This is a genomic window from Hoeflea sp. 108 (genome assembly GCF_000372965.1).
In the GTDB taxonomy this organism is placed as follows: domain Bacteria; phylum Pseudomonadota; class Alphaproteobacteria; order Rhizobiales; family Rhizobiaceae; genus Aminobacter.
Genome location: NZ_KB890024.1, coordinates 2102876 through 2121395 on the forward strand (window position 1 = coordinate 2102876; position 18520 = coordinate 2121395).

Here is an 18520-nt window from a genome sequence, read left to right on the forward strand (position 1 = left end):
GCTCAAAGAGCGCTCAGCAAAGAAACACTATCATGGCCGTACTTGTTCCAATGTGACCTGGATCAAGTCCTTGGTATCAAGTCTCCGGGATGAAAGCGTTCAGGCAGCCTTGGCCAGGTCGGCGAGCATCGCCTCGATGGCTTCCCGCGCGGCGTCCATCGCGTCCTTGGAGCGCGAGCGCACAACGAGTTCCGTCCAGAACTTGCCGTCGAGATATTTCGGGTAGGAGCCGATGATGGTGTCGGGATGGGCCTTCTGGATTTCGGCGAGCGGACCGCCGATGGTGCCTTCGCCATAGGGGCAGGGCACAGTGGTCGAGAGCAGCTTGGTGCCGGTCTTGAGCGTCGGCACGACATTGTCGAGCATCGCCTGGAAGATCGACGGCACGCCTGCCATGACATGAACGTTGCCGATGCGGAAGCCGGGCGCTACCGACACCGGGTTGTCGATGAGGTCTGCGCCGCGCGGCATGCGCGCCATGCGCTTGCGCGCCTCCGAGAATTCCATGCCGCGCGAGGCGTAGTTGGCTTCGAGCATGGCATAGGCGCGCGGCTCGTATTCGCAGGGCACGCCGAAGGCCTTGGAGATGGAATCGGCGGTGATGTCGTCATGCGTCGGGCCGATTCCGCCGGTGGTAAAGACATAGGTGTTGCGCGCGCGCACCGCATTGACCGCGGCGGCGATCTCGTCCTCTTCGTCAGGAACGATACGCACTTCCTTCAGGTCGATGCCGATGGCCGTCATCACGTCGGCAAGGTGGCCGATATTCTTGTCCTTGGTCCGGCCCGACAGGATCTCGTCGCCGATGACGACCATTGCTGCGGTGACGATATCAGCCATCTCGGGTGCTCCATTGTCGGCTGAAGTCAGATACCGCTGCGCGCGCAAGCGGGCAATGGTCTGCATTCAGTGAACGATGCGTCACGAATGGCGATCTTTCATTGAACGGCCGTTGCGTTACATCTTGGGGCAGCCGCCGACCCAAGACGGCGCAACGAGATTTTCCCCTGGAGTTTGAAATGGCTAAGATTCTTGTTCTCTACTATTCGAGCTGGGGCCACATGGAGCAGATGGCCAAGGCCGCTGCCGAGGGTGCCCGTGCTGGCGGCGCCGATGTGACCATCAAGCGCGTTCCCGAGCTGGTGCCCGAGGCCGTTGCCAAGGCCGCCTACTACAAGCTCGACCAGGAAGCGCCGATCGCCGATCCGCTTGAGCTGGCCGACTATGACGGCATCATCATCGGCACCGCCACCCGCTACGGCACGATGGCGTCGCAGATGAAGAACTTCCTCGACCAGACTGGCCCGCTCTGGGCCAAGGGTGCTCTGCTCGACAAGGTCGGCTCGGTTATGGTTTCGACCGCGACCCAGCATGGCGGCGCCGAGCTCGCCCTCATCAACGCCCAGATCCACCTGCAGCACCACGGCATGGTCATCGTGCCGCTGTCCTATGCCTACCAGGGCCAGATGGGCAATGACGTGGTCCGTGGCGGCGCGCCTTACGGCATGACCACCACTTCCGATGGCGACGGCTCGCGTCAGCCTTCGGCCCAGGAGCTGGAAGGCGCTCACTTCCAGGGCAAGCGTGTGGCCGAGATCACCGTTCGCCTGCACGGCAAGGGCACCAATGCAGCGAAGGAAGTCGCATAACAGACTGAAATAGTACAGCTATTCGGAACGGGCGGTCGCAAGGCCGCCCGTTTTGCGTTGGCGTGGGGTTTGCCCTGATCTCCGCCGCGGTTAAGCTTGGCATCGCTTTGTCGCAGGATGCTTCGTCGTGCTTGGCTCTATTGTCTTCTGGTTCGGAACGATTGCGGTGCTGGTTGCGGCATTCGCCGCCGGCTATTTCGTTTTGGCGACGCGTCGCATCGCCGGCGAGGCCGAACGCGCCGTGCCTGCCTCGGGACAATTCCTCGCTCTCGGCCGCCACCGCATTCATTATGTCGAACAGGGGCAGGGCCGTCCCATCCTGTTCCTCCACGGCCTCGGCGGCCAGCTTCACCACTTTCGCCACACCCTGTTCGGCCGGCTCGGCGGTGACTTTCACCTTGTTGCAATCGACAGGCCGGGGTCCGGCTATTCGGCACGGCCAGCAGAATTTTCGGGCAGCCTGACAGAGCAGGCGAGGCTCGTGCGCGACTTCATCGCGGCCAAGGGGCTGGAAAGGCCGCTCATTGTCGGCCACTCGCTTGGCGGTGCCGTGGCCCTGGCGCTGGCGCTGGACCATCCGGACAGCATGTCCGGATTGGCGCTTTTGTCGCCGCTGACTCATGTCGAAGACGAACTGCGCCCCGAGTTCCGCTCGCTCTATGTGCGTTCGTCTTGGCTGAGGCATCTTCTCGCCAACACGATCTGGGTGCCTACCTCGCTCAAATATGCGCCGTTGACGCTGGCCTTTGTTTTCGGGCCGCAGCAGCCGACCAAGGACTATGCCATCGGCGGCGGCGGCCTCGCCGGGCTCAGGCCGAGCCATATCTATGCGACGTCTTCCGACCTGGTGGCGATCGAGCAGGATCTCGCGAGCCTTGAAGCCCGCTATGAGGAACTGAAGATGCCCGTGGGCGTACTGTTCGGCACGGCGGATCGGGTGATCGACTATCGTCTCAACGCCGAGCCGCTGGTCGGCCGCATCGGCAATCTCGAGCTTGAACTTGTCGACGGGCTGGGCCACATGCCGCAATTCATCGAGCCGCAGCGCGTCGACACCTTCATCAGGCGGATCGCCGCGCGGGCCTTCGCCGTGGTCTGAAACAGTGGCCTAGGCGGAGCCATGCGTCAGCACGGATGTGCAAAGTCTGCTCCAGGTGCTTGAATCTACAGCCAAGCCCGCTTCCAGGTCGATGCGTCAGTCGGAGATTTCGGTTTCCGGCCGATCGTCGCCCTTGGCGACTTCGTCGTGCCATTGGCCGTCCGAATCCTCATACTGGATGCCATCGGTCGCGCCGGCGACGCGCTGTTCGGCGGCGGCAGTTTCGGCCGCGCGCAATGCGGCTTCATGGGTCGGAAAGGTCTCTGAAAAGGTACCGCCGACCTTGTAGGCCCAGCCGCTGTCGTGCTGGACTATTTCATAGACGAGCTTTGCCATCGTCATCCCTCTGAAGACAGTGCTCTCGCGATGCGGGGCTTGGCAGGCTTCAGGCGACGCCAACAGCGCCGGCACCAACACCCGTCCGGAAGGGCATGCCCATCAACGCTGGGACCGACAATTCGTTGCATCGGCGTTGAGGAAAATCGGGCCTGTTTCGGTCAGAGCGGGACGATGGAGAAGACCACGAAGACCCCGCAGATGGCGGCGGCAAGACCGAACCAGGCGCTGGGGTGCTTTTCCCAGAAATGCGGCGCACGTTCCCAATTGTACTGCATACGCAACTCCCCTCTTACTCCCACCCGGTCAAGTTGTATGGCGTGGCGTAGCGCTCTGCAATTTGCCGGTGCATTTTTACCCAGCGAAAAGCGCGCCGAAGTGGTAATTTTGCAACTGAGGTGAAGGAGACCGGCGCGGCGGCCTCACTGAGGGTTTTTGCACAACCTGTCGCACGACTTGCACAACGCAGGTTGACGGGCCCCCATAAGTAATTGAATACAAAGGCGCGCGGACGTGGCGGAACTGGTAGACGCAAGGGACTTAAAATCCCTCAGCCTCGGCTATGCGGGTTCGATCCCCGCCGTCCGCACCATGTCCACGGACGTGGAACTGCCACGGGCAGAATACGTCACAGCCAGCGCATCCGGGCAATAGCCAAAGTCCCGGCACGCGCTGTCAGCTATTTCGCGTCGTTGAAATCGAGCAACGGTGATGGTGTTGGTTCGCCCGATTTCGGCGCCTTGCGAGAAGGCGTCCTCTTCACAGGTTTCTTGCCGGCGTCCTTCGTTTCTGCCCCCTGCAGGGCAACCGATGGCGCCGCCTTGGCCGATGCCGATTTTGCTGCTGCCGGCGCAGCCTTTTCAGTGAACCTGATTGCCATCTGAGTATCCGTCATGTTCATCGCGCCGCGACTCGGCCGCCTTGGCTCTCCATACACGATTTGTTCTCGCGCAGGCGATGAATGACGGCGAGCCTCGCGGTTCGCCGCCTTGCGTTTGGCTGACACAGGTTTGATCGGTGTCAATGCGCCGATGGCGCTCTATGTCACCCTGCACCAGATACAGAGCGGCAAGGGAGTACGGCCGATGATCATCAAGGAAATGTCGCGGCAGGAATGCGTTGAACTGCTGACCATGGGCAGGCTCGGCCGGCTGGCCTGCTGCAAGGACACTCGTCCTTACGTTGTGCCCATCCACTTTGCCTATGCCGACGGCAGCCTGTACGCCTTTTCGGTGCAGGGCCAGAAGATCGACTGGATGCGTGAAAACCCCAATGTCTGCCTGCAGGCGGACCGTCGCGATGGCGACCGTGGCTGGCGCAGTGTCGTGGTGAGCGGTCGCTACGAGGAATTGCCCGACCGTATCGGCTCAAAGCACGCGCGCGAGCATGCCTGGTCGCTGCTGGAAAAGCACGCCAACTGGTGGGAGCCGGGCGGGCTCAAACCGTTCGACCAGGGTGGCGGCGGCCAATCCATCTTCTTCCGCATCCACATCGAAAGCCTCAGCGGCCGGCAATCCGTCGACGAATAGCGGCTCTTGAACCTTGGCGATGTCCTGCGACGTCGATGGAAAGTGGGTCGCGAACAGGTCGCGCTTTGTGCCAGGTGATAGTCAGCTACCGCAGGCTATTTCTGGTCAATGAAGCCGAGCACCGATCTGTTGTAGCCATCGGGGTCCTGCAGCATGGCGAAGTGGCTGGCATTGGCAAGAATGATCAGCTTGGCGCCCGGAATGACCGACGCGATGTATTCGGTGTGCTCGCGCTTGACCGCTTCGTCATGGTCGCCTGAGACGATTGCCGTGGGCACGGTGATCCGGGCCAGATCCTCCCTGGACCAGTTGGGCTGGCTCTTCCACATGTGGCTGATCTGGGCGACGAAGTTGTCATATTCGTCCGGTGTCTTCGACATCCGCGCGTAATCCTCGCCGGAGCGTTCGATATAGGCGGCGAAGGTCTTGTTATCGAGCATGTCGGGGTCGACGCCATCGGGCGTGACGTTGGCGGCTTGGGCATAGAGCCGGGTCAGGCGCTCGGGATGCTTCATGGCGATGTCGAGGCCGATGATGCCGCCGTCGTCCCAGCCGACAAGTGCGGTCCTGCCGATGCCGAGATGGTCGAGCAGGGCGACATAGTCAGATGCCATCAGGTCGTAGCCGAAGGGCTTGTTGCCGCGGCTTGAGCGGCCATGGCCGCGGCTGTCGGCGACGATCACCTTGTGCGTCTTGGACAGGGCCTCGACCTGGCCAGCCCAGATGTCGGCGTGGCTGAGGCCGCCATGGATGAGCAGGACAGGATCGCCGGTGCCGTAGATCGCGTAATACATGTCGATGCCGTTGACTTGGGCATAGCCACTTTCGTCGGCCACCGGCATCTGCGCAGGTTCGGGCAGGGTTTGCCAGCGTTCTTCAGTGAATGCCGGCGCGTTGGGCAGCGCAACCAGAAACGCCAACGTCAACGCAATCCACAACGCACGCATAGCCGTCTCCGCAAGGTGGGCGGCGACATGACTAACGGCGGAAAAAGGCAAGCGGCGGGCAACAGAGCCTAAAATTAGCTGAGGACGATTTGGCGCAACTGTCCCTTAGCAGGTCCCCGAAAAGCTGACGGGCGGAAAAAGCTCCGCCCGTCGGTTCAGCCAGTTTGTAGGCGACGGTGTCAGGCGTCTTCTTCGACAAAGACCTCGTCGCGCTTCTTTCGCACCGCCGGCAACAGCACCACGATCAGCACCAGGGCGGCAATCGCGAGCAGAAGCGCGCTGATCGGCCGAGTGATGAAGGTGGTGGCATCGCCGCGCGATAGGATCATGGCCCGGCGCAGGTTTTCCTCGAGCAGCGGCCCAAGCACGAAGCCGAGCAGCAGCGGCGCCGGTTCGCAACGCAGCTTGACCAGCGCGTAGCCGATCAGGCCGAAGAAGGCGACGGCATAGAGGTCGTAGACGTTGGAATTGACGCTGTAGACGCCGATGGCACAGAAAGCCATGATGATCGGGAACAGAATGTAATAGGGGACGGTCAGAAGCTTCACCCACAGCCCGATCAGCGGCAGGTTGAGCACGATCAGCATCAGGTTGCCGATCCACATCGAGGCGATGATGCCCCAGAACAGCGCGGGCTGCTCGACGGCAACATTGGGGCCGGGCACGATGCCCTGGATGATCATCGCGCCGATCATCAGCGCCATAACCGGGTTGGCCGGAATGCCGAGCGTCAGCATCGGGATGAACGAGGTCTGCGCACCGGCATTGTTGGCCGATTCCGGACCGGCGACACCGGCAATCGCTCCCTTGCCGAACTCTTCGGGGTTCTTGGAGACGCGCTTTTCCACCGTGTAGGAGGCAAAGGCTGCAAGGATCGCGCCGCCGCCCGGCAGAATGCCGAGAGCCGAGCCGATGACGGTACCGCGCACGATAGGGGCTGCCATGGCCTTGAAGTCCTCGCGCGTCGGCATCAGGCCGGTGACCTTGGCCATCAGCACCTCACGGGTCTTTTCGCTTTCGAGGTTGCGCAGGATTTCGGCGATGCCGAAGACGCCGACTGCGACCGCAACGAAATTGAGCCCGTCGGCATATTCGCGGATGCCTAAAGTGAAGCGTGGCGTGCCGGTGTAGATATCGGTGCCGACGAGGCCGAGCAGCAGCCCGAGTACGACCATGGCCAGCGCCTTGACGATGGAGCCGTGCGCAAGCGCGATGGAAGAGACGAGACCGACGACCATCAGCGAGAAATATTCGGCGGCACCGAATTGCAGCGCGATCGAGGTCAGCGGCGGGGCGAAGACGGCAACGAGGAAGGTCGACACCGTGCCGGCAAAGAACGAGCCGATGGCGGCAATGGCAAGGGCCGCACCCGCACGGCCCTTGCGGGCCATCTGGTAGCCGTCGATGGCTGTCACCGCCGAAGATGATTCGCCGGGCATGTTGATGAGGATGGCGGTGGTCGAGCCGCCATATTGCGCGCCGTAATAGATGCCGGCGAGCATGATCAGCGACGACACCGGGTCGCCGATCTGGAAGGTGATCGGCAACAGCATGGCGATGGTGGCGGTGGCGCCGATGCCGGGCAGAACGCCGATGAGGGTGCCGAGCAGCACGCCGATGAGGCAGAAGCCGAGATTGTAGATGGTCGACGCGGTAGCGAAGCCGAGCGCGAGATTACTGAAGAGTTCCATCAGATCATCCCCCTTAGAACCGCAGCCACGGGCCGAAACGCTGGAACGGCAGGCCAAGCGCGTAGCTGAACACCACCACCGAGAACAGCGTGACCGCCGCAGCCAGTACCAGTGCCGGCAGCGGCTTCATGCGCGTCGAGGCGAAAGCCGCGATCAGGCAGGTGAAGAACAGCGACGGCACGAAGCCGAGGCCGCGCACGGTGAGCCCGAAGAAGATCGGCGCGGGCAGGATGAAGGCCATGCCGCGCCAGGCGATCGGGCCGATCGGCTCGCCATCGACGCGGGTCGCCTGGACGATGATGACGAGGCCGAGGGCCACCAGCACCAGCGACAGCACTAGCGGGAAGTAGCCTGGACCCATGCGCAGCGACGTACCGAGCTCGAGCCCGAGCGCTTGGATGGCGAAGAAGGCGCCGGTGGCTGCAAGCAGCGCACCGCAGGCACCGTTGGTTGGATCTATGGAAAGCTTGTTCATGGTTCCCTCTGGAGGCTCCAAGGCGGCATGCGCTCGCTGGCCGCTACGCGGCGATCTGCTCCTGTTGGGGAGAAGACGGAGGCACTGCCGTTTCAGGCCTGCTCTCTCTTTGAGGACATGTTGGTTAAGCGAGGCGGAGGCCGGGTGGGTGGAGTGCCCGCCCGGCCGTCATTTGCCTCAGTCGGCGTACTGGCCGGCGGCCTCGATAATCGGCTTCCAGCGGGCGATTTCGCCTTCGAGCTTGGCCTTCAGCGCGGCAGGCGTTGCGTCGGCGTCCGACGATGGCACGGTGCCGAGTTCGGCGAAGCGGGCAATCACATTCGGGTCCTTGAGGGCCTTCTGCAGCGACTGCGACAGGCGTTCGGTCACTTCTGCCGGCGTGCCCTTGGGGGCATAGACGCCGTGCCAGATGCCGACTTCCATGCCTTCGAGGCCGCCTTCCTTGGTGGTCGGCACGTCGGGCAGGACGCTGAGGCGGGCAGGCGAGGTCACGGCATAGGCCTTGATGGTGCCGCCCTGGATCTGCTTGGTGGTGTTGGTGGTCTGGTCGCACATGATGTCGACCTGGCCGCCGAGCAGGTCGGTCATGGCAGGGCCGGTGCCCTTATAGGGAACGGTGACCAGCGGCGTGCCGATGGAGCTCATGAACAGCATGCCGCACAGATGCGAGGCCGCACCGATGCCGGCATTGGCGACGGTGACCTTGTCCTTGTTGGCCTTGGCGTAGTCGACCAGACCCTTGAGGTCGGTTGCCTCGAGGTCCTTGCGGGCAACGATGGTCATCGGCACTTCGGTGACGAGGCCGACATATTCGAAGGCGTTCAGCGTGTCGTAGGCGAGCTTGCGGTAGAGCGTGGCTGATGTGGCCATGCCGATGTGGTGGAGCAGCAGCGTGTAGCCGTCCGGATCGGCCGAGGCGACACGGCCCGCGCCCAGCGTTCCGCCGGCGCCGCCGACGTTCTCGACGATGACCTGCTGGCCAAGATCCTTGGACATGGATTCGGCGACGAGACGGGTGACGGTGTCGGTCGGGCCGCCGGCGGCGAAAGGCACGACGACGGTGATGGTGCGCTCGGGGTAGCCGGCAGCGTCAGCGGCAAGCGGGAAAATGGCAACAGCAGCGGCCGTCGCCAGCGAGGCGATAAATTTCTTCACGGTGTCCTCCCAAAGGTATCGGAACTTGACCTCCGCCGGGACCACAGCTCCTCCGGGGCCGGCGTTGGATCAACCGATAGGGCGGCAGGGGCCGGCGATCCGCAACGCCGCCGCCGTCCGATTGTCGGCTAAAATGTGGCCCAGGTTGTTGCGATGGGTGGAAAAGGTAACATCGGCCTTTTGGCGTGTGTGGAATTCCACACAAAGGCGCCGGACTAGTCCTCCGATGCGTCTACCAGGCCGATGCGATTCTTGTCGAGGCCGTAGCGCAGCATCTTCTCGTAGAGTGTCTTGCGCGAGATTCCGAGCTGCTCATAGACCGGCTTGAGGCTGCCGCCATGGGCCACAAGGGCTGCCGATATGATGTTCTTTTCGAAGCCGGCGACGCGCTCGGCCAGCTTTTCGTCGCCTTCGGCAAGATTGTCGTCGGCCGATTGCAGACCGAGGCCGAGGATGAAGCGGTCGGCGGCGTTGCGCAGTTCGCGCACGTTGCCGGGCCAGTCGAGCCTGATGATGTCGGCCACCACGCGCGGCGGCACCTCGGCGTCGTCGCGGCGGTAGCGGCCGGCGGCCTCGCGCACCAGTTGCAGAAACAGCAGCGGCACGTCCTCGCGCCGCGCCGCGAGCGCCGGCATGCGCAGCGTCACCACATTGAGGCGGTAGAGCAGGTCGGCGCGGAAACGCCCAGCGCCGACCTCGGCGTCGAGATCGACCTTGCTGGTGGCGATGAAGCGCACATCGAGCGGGATCGGCTCATTGGAGCCCAGCCGATAGATGACGCGGTCCTGGATGACGCGCAGAAGCTTGGCCTGGAGATCTGCTGGCATCGAGCTGATTTCGTCGAGCAGCACCGTGCCACCGCGGGCATGTTCGAATTTGCCGTAGCGCGGCCTGAGCGCGCCTGGAAACGCGCCGGCCTCGTGGCCGAACAACTCGCTCTCGATCAGCGTGGCCGGAAGGGCGGCGCAGTTGATAGCGACGAAAGGTTTTGTCGCGCGGCTGCTGATGTCGTGCAGCGCGCGCGCCGCCACTTCCTTGCCCGTGCCGGTGTCTCCGATGATGAGCGCGTCGGCATCTGTCGCGGCGATGGCGCGCAGCTTGTAGCGCAACTCGACCATAATCTGGCTGCGGCCGGGCAGGCGCGCCTCGATGTCGTCGTTCTTGCCGGCGGCGGCGCGCAGTTGCCGGTTTTCCAGCACAAGCCTGCGCCGGTCGATGGCGCGTGTTGCCATTTCGGCGAGGTGCTGCGAGGTGAACGGCTTTTCGACGAAATCGTAGGCGCCCTCGCGCATGGCACGCACGGCAAGCTGGACGTCGCCATGGCCGGTGACAAGGATGACGGGAATATCGGCATCGACCTCGTGGATGCGGTTCATCAGCGTCATGCCGTCCATGCCGGGCATGCGGATGTCGGAGACGACGACGCCGTAGAACCCTTGCGTGATGAAGTCGAGGGCGCGTTCGGCGCTGGCGCTGTCCTGGACGACGAGGCCGGCAAGGTCGAGCGACTGTGCCGTCGAGCGGCGCAACTCGTCCTCGTCGTCGACGAGCAGCACGACAGGCGGCCTCATTCGGCCGCCTCGCGCATGGCGGAGCGCATCGCATCGAGGTCGATTGTGAACAAGGCTCCGCCTTCAGGATGATTCAAGACGCCAAGACTCCCACCGAAGTCCTTGATGATATTGTATGAAATCGAAAGACCAAGGCCAAGGCCCTTGCCCACGCCCTTGGTCGAGAAGAATGGATCGAAGATGCGTTCGGCAATCGCCTTGGGCACGCCGGGGCCATGGTCGCGCACTGTGATGGTCACCTTGCCGGCCTTGCGTCGCGCCACGAGTTCGATGCGGCGGTCGGGCAGGCCTTCCACCGCGTCGGCAGCGTTGGTGACGATATTGACCAGGACCTGCTGCAGGCGCACCGCGCCTGCCTTTACCGTCAGCGGCGTTGGGCCAAGGTCGACCGACAGCGTCGCGTCCGCCGCCTTGAGGCGCCAGGCGACGATCTCCTGGGTGTCGTGGACCACCTCCTGCAGCGACACTGCGCCGAGCTTCTGGTTCGGCTTGCGGGCGAAGTTCCTGAGATGCTTGCTGATCGAGGCCATGCGATCGGTCAGGCTCGAAATGCGCGAGACATTGTCGCGCGCCTCGGCGACGCGCTCGCGGTCGATCAGGATCGCGGCATTGTCGGCGTAGGTTTTCACTGCCGCCAGCGGCTGGTTGAACTCGTGTGATAGTGCTGCGGACATCTGGCCGAGTGCGGCGAGCTTGCCGGCCTGGATCAGGTCGGCCTGGGTCTGGCGCAGCTGCTGTTCGGTGGCGCGGCGCTCGGCGACCTCGGTCTCTAACCGCGTATTGACCAATGCGAGGTCGGCGGTGCGTTCGTCGACGCGGCGCTCCAATTCCTGCTGCGCCGATTGCTGCATCTGCATGCGTTCGGCCAGCCGCGCCCGGCGCTGCAGGATGATGGCGCTGCCGAGGGCTGCAAGGCCAAGCGCAAGAAGGGCGAGCACGACCGCCGACAGCGACTGGGCGCGGGCGGAACTTGTGTCGGCCAGCACATGCACCGTCCAGCCGGCCTCGGGCATTTCTTCGGCGACCTCGAGGAATTCGCGTGTGTTGCCGCGTTCAGAGATTGCCAGAAGCTCCCGGCCATCGGCCATGAAACGGGAGACGGGCAGGTTGCGCAGCACCGCATCGGAATAGCGCCGCGAGGCCGTGGTACGCGCCAGCATTTCCGACGTCAGCGGCTTCATGCTTGAATAAAGCCAGCCAGGGCGGCTGCTCATGAAGATGATGCCTTCGGGGTCGGTGACGGTCAGTTCGAAGTCGCCCCCGCGCCACGAGGCCTCGATCTCCTCGATATGCACCTTGAGAACCACCACGCCGGCGGCGCGCTCGCCGAGCTTTACCGGCGCCGAGAAATAGTAGCCGCGCATGTTGGACATGACGCCGAGTGCAAAGAAGCGCCCGAGCCCGCCGCGGATGGCATCCTGATAGTAGGGCCGATACGAATAGTTCTCGCCGACGAAAGTGGTGGGCAGATCGTAGTTGCTGGCCGCGATCGTGTCGCCGCCCGGTTTGATGACGTAGATGTCGGACGATTCGAGCAGGCTGTTGATCGATTTGAGGTAGCGGTTGGCGACGTCGCGCAGCGCAGGATCGTCAGGCGAGGCGAGCATGAGCTGGATGTCGTCATTGTCGGCGATCAACTGCGGCAGCGCCTTGTAGCGGCTGATCTGGCCCGTCAGTGCGGAGACGGCAAGCCGGAGCGTGGTCTGGCCGCGCGCTTCAGCCTCGTCCATATAGGCGCGCGTGGCAAGCCGTCCGCCCAGCACAACGATCGCAAGCGCCAGCGCTGCCAGGGCTAGCCCCGGCCACATCCAGCGACGACCGTAAAGAAAATGCTGCATGACGCGGCCTGAACCCGTTCGAGCCGCCAAGTATACCGGTGCGGCCATGCCGCACAACCAAGGCCCTGTTTTCCGTCGTGGCTTTCGTTACAGTCGCATTGAAAGAGCACAGGATTCCTTGCAATGCCCAAACAGTCGCCCTTCGCCAAGCCGCGCCCGTGGACCGAGACCGCACCTCAGCTGGTCGACGTCGCCATGGGCCGCAAGCCGGCCGATCTCGTCATTCGCAACGGCCGCTGGGTGAATGTGCATTCGGGCGAGATCATACCCGGTACAGACCTTGCCATCACAGCCGGCCGCTTCGCCTATTGCGGGCCGAATGCCAGCCACACCATCGGCGAAGGCACCAAGGTCGTCGATGCCGGTGGACGCTACCTCGTGCCCGGCCTGTGCGATGCGCATATGCATGTCGAAAGCGGCATGGTCACCGTCACGGAGTTCTCGCGCGCGGTCATTCCGCATGGCACCACCTCGATGTTCGTCGATCCGCACGAGATCGCCAATGTGCTCGGCCTACAAGGCGTGCGGCTGATGCATGACGAGGCGTTGGCCATGCCTATCAACGTGCACGTGCAGATGCCGTCCTGCGTGCCGTCGGCGCCGGGACTGGAGAATGCCGGTGCGGTGCTGACCGTTGAGGACGTCGCCGAGGCGATGACCTGGGAAAACATCATCGGCCTGGGCGAGGTCATGAATTTCCCGGGCGTCGCCGCCAACAACCCTGTTATGTCGGGTGAGATCGCCGAGACGGTGAAGGCTGGCAAGACCGTCGGCGGCCACTATGCCTCGCCTGACCTCGGCTTGCCGTTCCACGGCTACGTCGCCGGTGGCCCGGAGGACGACCACGAGGGCACTCGCGCCGAGGACGCCATCGCCCGTGTCCGCCAGGGCATGAAGGCGATGCTCCGCCTGGGCTCGGCCTGGTACGACGTTGCCAGCCAGATCAAGGCGGTCACCGAGATGGGCATCGACCCCAGGAACTTCATCCTCTGCACCGACGACAGCCATTCCGGCACGCTGGTGCATGACGGGCACATGGATCGCGTCGTCCGCCATGCCATCCAGCAGGGGTTGAAGCCGGTGACGGCGATCCAGATGGCGACGATCAACACCGCCCAGCATTTCCGCCTGGAGCGCGAGGTTGGCTCGATTGCACCGGGCCGGCTCGCCGACGTGCTGATCGTCTCGGACCTCGCAGAACTCAAGATCGACGAAGTCTTCGCCCGCGGCGTGCGGCTGGCCAAAGCCGGCAAGCTGGAAGTCGATATTCCCGCTTATGCCTATCCGGCCGAGGCCAAGAATACGGTCAAGCTCGGCAAGCAGCTTGGCGCCAGCGATTTCGACATCAAAGCCCCAGAGGGCGCAAACGAGGTCAGGGTGCGCGTCATCGGCGTGATCGAGAACCAGGCGCCGACCCGCGCGCTGGAGGCCGACCTGCCGGTCGAGGACGGGCTTGTCCGCATGGACCGCCGCAACGACGTCTGCCAGATCGCCCTCGTCGAGCGCCACCGCGCCACGGGGCAGGTGACCAACGCCTTCGTCTCCGGCTTCGGCTATATGAAGGACTGCGCGCTGGCTTCCACGGTCGCCCATGACAGCCACCACATGATCGTCGTCGGCACCAATAAGGCCGACATGGCGCTGGCGGCCAATCGGCTCGGGCAGGTCGGCGGCGGCGTGGTGCTGTTCTCGGAAGGCAAGGAACTGGCGCTGGTCGAGATGCCGATAGCCGGCCTGATGTCCGACGAGCGCGCCGAGATTGTCGCCGCCAAGGCCGACAGGCTGGTTCAGGCGATGCGCGACATGGGCTGCAGCCTCAACAATGCCTATATGCAACACTCGCTGCTGGCGCTGGTGGTGATCCCCGAACTGCGCATTTCCGACGTCGGCCTGGTCGATGTCAGGACCTTCGAGAAGGTCGACCTGTTCGTCTGAGCATTCACAAGAGAACGGCAGACGCCTGCCAGCGCCATCAGTCCGTCTCCGCAAAATGCTGGTAATGCGCGCCGGTGACGCCGGCCGCATCGAGAGCATCCTTCAGCGCCTCGCTGATCGCCGGCGTTGGCATGACGATGAACTTGTCGATCCAGACATGATGGTTGCCGATCTGCGACCGATTGAAGACCAGTTCCTTCTTGCTGCCGTCGAGGTACCAGAGATTGCGAAACTCGAACGTGGTCTTGGCACGGTCGACTGTGTCGAGGCGGTTGCAGGGAACGAACCAGAAGCGGTCGGCGGCAAGTTGGCCGTCCGTCCACAAGAACTGGATGGGAAAGAACTGGTGGACGCCAGGTTCGAAGCGCTCGATGACGTCTTTGACCTTGGCGCTGACCGACAGGCCGAAGGCGTCGTAAAGATCCAGAACCGGCCGCTTCGGCCCGGTGAGTTCGATTTTCGTGGGGATGTAAGTCGCCTCGAACGGCCGGCCGTAATACGAGTAACCAGGTCTAATTCGAATGCCGTCGTCTCTGGTGATGTCGACAGGTCGTATCTTCTCGATGTCGCCGTCCAGGGCGCGGTAAATGTAACTGTAAAGATCGCTGCCCTTGTGGCTGAGAAAATAGACCATACTCAGTTCCTCAAAAATCGATATCCCACTGCTGAAAGGAAGAATGCGTCACAAGGTATTTTTAACATGCCAAGAGGTCTGGTTATAATTTCAGCTCGGGGATTGCCGGCGGCCATGGATATTCAGTGTGGGCTGAGCGTATCACCAGAGGTGGCAAGATGTTTTTCTATGTCGGTTTTCCCTACGACCACAATGTCAAGGCTGTTCGTCGCGTCGTCTATGAGCGCGGGCTGACTTCTCACATGAACGACCACAAGTGGCGGGCGCTCTGCTCGGCGGTGGTTGAACAGCTTCCGTTCGCTCCGCCCTATCAAGAGAAGCGGGTAACTTCAGACGTACTTCGTCCTGAGGTGCTTGACTTCGCCCCTGGTTACCATGGTGATTGGGCGAGGACGCCTGAAGGCGCGATGGGATTGTCGATAGAATGGCTGAAGGTTGCGCCCAGGGTTCGCGTTGAGGTTGGCCGACTGTTGCCGCCTCGCATCGAGGACTGTGCGGCGCAGCTACGCTGCTTGCTGGCCAGCTTGCGCATCCCGTTCAAGTAAGAGGATGGCTTTTTTGTTGTTTTCGGCCACACCCCTGCAGCCGAAGATCTCTTCGGCTCCTAGTCCCGCAAACGATCGTCAAATGCGCCTGCGGTCATGGGCAGGCGCACCAATCGCCGACGCGGAACTGCATCGTGCTGATGATTGGCGTCAGGAGTTCGATCAGGCTAGAGCAGCCCACCACTGAGCATCTTGATGCGGTCGGTGACGTCGCGGTCGCTGGCGAAGCCGTCGTCGGCGCGCAGGCGCTGGCCCAAAAGCTTCACCATTTCCGGGTTGTCGGCGAATTTGGTGTGGTTGAAGCTGTCCGCACCCTTCGCATCCGACAGGTCGACGACGATGACGCCGTACTCGGCCAGGTCGGCGGCGTTCTTGTAGTCGCCGAGGCGCGGCTTGGAGCCGGCTATGATGCCTGACAGCTTGAGCGCGCGGTCGTCGCCCGAGGTCATCAGGAAGAACGGCTTGGTCGGCTTGCCGTAACGGCGCATCTGCGCCTTGAACACGTCGACATCGATGTCGGGGGAGGCTAGAACCACGTCGCCGAGCTTGCCGCCGAGGTCGCGGTCGCCGGTCAGCGCCAGCTGACGCAGCGCTTCCATGGTAACCCACGTGCCCATTGAATGCGCCACGATGTCGATGCGGCGCGCGCCTGACTGGGCGAGCATGCGCAGCGTCACCTCGAGCTGGTCGCGCGCGGCGGCAGCACTTTCCTTGTCATAGACATAATCGGTCGTGGAGCCGCCCGAAGCCCAGGAGAACAGCACCGGGGTGCCGGTGTAGCCGCTGTCGTGGGCGATCTGGGTGGCGCGGTAGACGGCCGCGTCGAAAGAGGTGTTGTAGCCGTGGATGAACAGCATGGCGCGACCGCCGCGGGCGGCGATGTCGGCGCTCAAGGCCTGCGAGAACTCAGGCTGCGTCTGGAAGCCTACCGCGTTGGTGGCAGTGAAGAACTTCGTCGGGTCCGCATCCTTGCCGCGCTTGCGCAGCTCGATCTGGCCGGTGCGATGAACCTTCGGCACGGTCACGTCGACGCGGGCATAGTTCAGTGTCGAGGAACGGCCACGGTCGAACACCTGCTTGTCGTCGGAAGCGCGCTCACGCGTCGAGGCGACGAAGATCGCATGGTTGCCGGCGATCTCGGTCACCGGCACGTTGACGACCGCTCCGGTCAAAAGCTCTCCCGACGGCTGGTTGATGCAACCGGACAACAGGAGGGCGGCAAGCACGAGGCAGATCTTCGAAGGCGACACTTTTAAATTCTTTCTGACGGGCAAGGCGTTCAGCATGCCTTCCTCCCGACTGGCTGATAGTGGCGGAAGTAAGTCGGGTCCAGTCGAAAAGGCGATACTTGCGATCAGTCCGCTGCCGAGTGTGGCTCAAATGCCAAAATGGTGGCGGAAACAGGTACTTCGCCGGCTGAGTTCACGAAGTTACCGACCCCAGAAAGTTGGCGTGAAGATCACCAGGACAGCAAGGATTTCGAGGCGGCCGAGAAGCATCGCCGCCGAGCAGATCCACTTGGCGGCATCCGGTAGCGACGAGTAGTTGCCGACCGGGCCGATGATCGGGCCGAGGCCGGGGCCTACATTGGTCAGCGAGCTGAGCACGCCGGTCATCGAGGTGACGAGCTCGAGGCCGGTTGCCGCCATCAGGATGGTGCCGATGGCCCAAAGCACGAAGAACGAGGCGATGAACAGCACGACGGCGCGCTGCATGTCGGGATCGACGACGCGGTCGCCGTAGCGCACCGGCATCACCGAATTCGGATAGATCAGACGCCTCAAGCCGTTGGCGAGCAGCTCGAACAGGATCAGGAAGCGATAGGCTTTGATGCCGCCAGTGGTCGAGCCCGAGCAACCGCCCATGAAGGTGGCGACGAAGATGCAGGCGATCGCGAACGGCCCCCACAGCGTGTAGTCGTCGCTGGCAAAACCGGTCGTCGAGATGATCGACATGAAGTTGAAGGCCGAATGGGTAAGCGCAAGCAGGAACGGCATGCCTGTCTGCAGGCTGAGATAGATGGCGACGGAGACTGCGAAGACGATGCAGTAGCCGGCAAAGACCTTGATCTGCGGGTCGCGCAGCGCGTCGAGCCGACCGCGCACGGCAAACAAGATCATGATCGAGAAGGGCAGGCTGCCGATGAACATGAAGATGGTGCCGACCCACAGGATGGCGGGGCGGTCGCTGTAGTTCATGAACGAGGTGTCGCTGGTCGACAGGCCGCCGGTGGCCAGCGTCGACATGGCATGGTTGATGGCGTCGAAGCTTTCCATGCCTGCCGCCGCATAGGCGAAGGCGCAGGTGACCATCAGCGCCGTGTAGATGCCGATCAGGCTGAGCGTGAAGGTGTGGAAGCGCTCGAAAGGCCGGTCCTCGATATCGGAGGATTCGATCTTGAAGTAGGAGACGCCGCCGACATTGAGGAAAGGCAGGATGAAAAGGCCAAGCGCGATGACGCCAAGGCCACCCATAAAATTGAGCAGCGAGCGCCACAGCAACAGCCCGGGAGGCGCATCGTCGAGGCCGTTGATAACTGTCGAGCCGGTGGTGGTGATGCCCGACACCGCCTCGAAGAAGGCATCGGTAACGCTGAGTTGCAGCGACGACGTCATGAACGGAATGGCGCCGGCAATGGCCATGGTCAGCCACAGGAAATTGACCAGCAGGAAGCCGAAGCGCGTATTTGCCGGCGGCTTGCGGCCCTGGGTGGCGAGCGCGATGCCGAGCGACAGCCCGCCCATGAACAAGGCGGTGAAGGCGAAAGAGCGCCAGTCGTCGTTGCCATAATAGAGGTCCACGGCAGCCGGAAGCAGCATGGCGACGGAAAGGTAGATGGCAAAGACCGCTGCGACATGGATCGCGGCGCGGACGGCAATTCTGTTCACCGTGACGTATCCCCAGTTGATCGCGGCGAGCCGGTTCGGACCATGCGGCGGGAGCCGGACAGTGGCTTCCCGACGCCGAATATGCAATAGCCACCGGGTGTGGCAAGCAGCAGCGCCAGCCCGACCGACGCGCTTCAACATATTGATTCCTGACACATCCTTGCGCCGGTATCGTTTAACATCGGCCGCTCATGCGCTAGATGGCATGATCGTTTGCCCAGGAAATCC

The 18520-nt window shown here is 63.0% G+C and carries 17 protein-coding genes and 1 tRNA gene; 6 read left to right on the top strand and 12 right to left on the bottom strand.

What is annotated here, in order from left to right:
- Positions 1 to 99: 99 nt before the first annotated feature.
- Positions 100 to 840, bottom strand: coding sequence for a competence/damage-inducible protein A (locus tag B015_RS0110240; protein ID WP_026227119.1), 741 nt, complete (start codon positions 838 to 840; stop codon positions 100 to 102).
- Between the two features lie 179 nt (positions 841 to 1019).
- On the opposite strand from B015_RS0110240, the gene wrbA reads away from it, so the two are divergent.
- Positions 1020 to 1649 (top strand): NAD(P)H:quinone oxidoreductase type IV, encoded by a 630-nt coding sequence (wrbA, locus tag B015_RS0110245; RefSeq protein WP_018427599.1) that lies wholly within the window; start codon positions 1020 to 1022, stop codon positions 1647 to 1649.
- Positions 1650 to 1776: 127 nt separating this feature from the next.
- Complete coding sequence (locus B015_RS0110250; protein WP_018427600.1) at positions 1777 to 2748, top strand: alpha/beta fold hydrolase; 972 nt, start codon at positions 1777 to 1779, stop codon at positions 2746 to 2748.
- A gap of 96 nt (positions 2749 to 2844) precedes the next feature.
- Here B015_RS0110250 and B015_RS0110255 read toward each other — a convergent pair whose 3' ends face one another.
- A complete protein-coding gene (locus B015_RS0110255; protein WP_026227120.1) occupies positions 2845 to 3084 on the bottom strand; it encodes a DUF2188 domain-containing protein in 240 nt (79 codons plus the stop codon).
- A gap of 507 nt (positions 3085 to 3591) precedes the next feature.
- Between B015_RS0110255 and B015_RS0110265 the strand changes: the two genes are divergently transcribed.
- Positions 3592 to 3676 (top strand) — tRNA-Leu (locus B015_RS0110265).
- 87 nt (positions 3677 to 3763) lie between these two features.
- On the opposite strand, the gene B015_RS33240 is transcribed toward B015_RS0110265, so the two are convergent.
- Positions 3764 to 3964: a hypothetical protein gene (locus tag B015_RS33240; RefSeq protein ID WP_157632709.1), complete on the bottom strand. Its 201-nt coding sequence runs from the start codon at positions 3962 to 3964 to the stop codon at positions 3764 to 3766.
- Between the two features lie 130 nt (positions 3965 to 4094).
- Here B015_RS33240 and B015_RS0110275 point away from each other — a divergent pair, with 130 nt between their 5' ends.
- Positions 4095 to 4613, top strand: coding sequence for a pyridoxamine 5'-phosphate oxidase family protein (locus B015_RS0110275; RefSeq protein ID WP_018427604.1), 519 nt, complete (start codon positions 4095 to 4097; stop codon positions 4611 to 4613).
- Positions 4614 to 4708: 95 nt separating this feature from the next.
- Here B015_RS0110275 and B015_RS0110280 read toward each other — a convergent pair whose 3' ends face one another.
- The 6 genes from B015_RS0110280 to B015_RS0110305 form a co-directional block, all read right to left on the bottom strand.
- The gene (locus tag B015_RS0110280; RefSeq protein ID WP_026227122.1) at positions 4709 to 5560 is read right to left on the bottom strand and encodes an alpha/beta fold hydrolase; all 852 of its coding nucleotides are present in this window, start codon (positions 5558 to 5560) and stop codon (positions 4709 to 4711) included.
- Positions 5561 to 5739: 179 nt separating this feature from the next.
- Entirely contained in the window at positions 5740 to 7251 is a 1512-nt protein-coding gene (locus tag B015_RS0110285; protein ID WP_018427606.1) for a tripartite tricarboxylate transporter permease, read from the bottom strand.
- A gap of 13 nt (positions 7252 to 7264) precedes the next feature.
- Positions 7265 to 7726 carry a tripartite tricarboxylate transporter TctB family protein gene (locus B015_RS0110290; protein WP_018427607.1) on the bottom strand — a complete coding sequence of 154 codons (462 nt, stop codon included), beginning with the start codon at positions 7724 to 7726 and terminating at the stop codon, positions 7265 to 7267.
- Positions 7727 to 7903: 177 nt separating this feature from the next.
- The gene (locus B015_RS0110295; protein ID WP_026227123.1) at positions 7904 to 8881 is read right to left on the bottom strand and encodes a tripartite tricarboxylate transporter substrate-binding protein; all 978 of its coding nucleotides are present in this window, start codon (positions 8879 to 8881) and stop codon (positions 7904 to 7906) included.
- 215 nt (positions 8882 to 9096) lie between these two features.
- The gene (locus tag B015_RS0110300; protein WP_018427609.1) at positions 9097 to 10452 is read right to left on the bottom strand and encodes a sigma-54 dependent transcriptional regulator; all 1356 of its coding nucleotides are present in this window, start codon (positions 10450 to 10452) and stop codon (positions 9097 to 9099) included.
- Positions 10449 to 12260 (bottom strand): sensor histidine kinase, encoded by a 1812-nt coding sequence (locus tag B015_RS0110305; RefSeq protein ID WP_018427610.1) that lies wholly within the window; start codon positions 12258 to 12260, stop codon positions 10449 to 10451. Before B015_RS0110305 ends, B015_RS0110300 begins: the two co-directional genes overlap by 4 nt.
- 153 nt (positions 12261 to 12413) lie before the next feature.
- Here B015_RS0110305 and ade point away from each other — a divergent pair, with 153 nt between their 5' ends.
- Positions 12414 to 14225 (top strand): adenine deaminase, encoded by a 1812-nt coding sequence (gene ade / locus B015_RS0110310; protein ID WP_018427611.1) that lies wholly within the window; start codon positions 12414 to 12416, stop codon positions 14223 to 14225.
- A gap of 37 nt (positions 14226 to 14262) precedes the next feature.
- On the opposite strand, the gene B015_RS0110315 is transcribed toward ade, so the two are convergent.
- The gene (locus B015_RS0110315) at positions 14263 to 14859 is read right to left on the bottom strand and encodes a DUF1629 domain-containing protein (RefSeq protein WP_018427612.1); all 597 of its coding nucleotides are present in this window, start codon (positions 14857 to 14859) and stop codon (positions 14263 to 14265) included.
- Between the two features lie 158 nt (positions 14860 to 15017).
- Between B015_RS0110315 and B015_RS0110320 the strand changes: the two genes are divergently transcribed.
- Positions 15018 to 15404, top strand: a complete 387-nt coding sequence (locus B015_RS0110320) for a DUF6678 family protein (RefSeq protein ID WP_040456137.1) — start codon at positions 15018 to 15020, stop codon at positions 15402 to 15404.
- 167 nt (positions 15405 to 15571) lie between these two features.
- Here B015_RS0110320 and B015_RS0110325 read toward each other — a convergent pair whose 3' ends face one another.
- On the bottom strand, positions 15572 to 16690 hold the full coding sequence (locus B015_RS0110325) for an alpha/beta hydrolase (RefSeq protein WP_051091901.1): 1119 nt from the start codon (positions 16688 to 16690) through the stop codon (positions 15572 to 15574).
- A 144-nt stretch (positions 16691 to 16834) separates the two neighbouring features.
- Positions 16835 to 18292 carry a TrkH family potassium uptake protein gene (locus tag B015_RS0110330; protein WP_018427615.1) on the bottom strand — a complete coding sequence of 486 codons (1458 nt, stop codon included), beginning with the start codon at positions 18290 to 18292 and terminating at the stop codon, positions 16835 to 16837.
- Positions 18293 to 18520 lie beyond the last annotated feature (228 nt).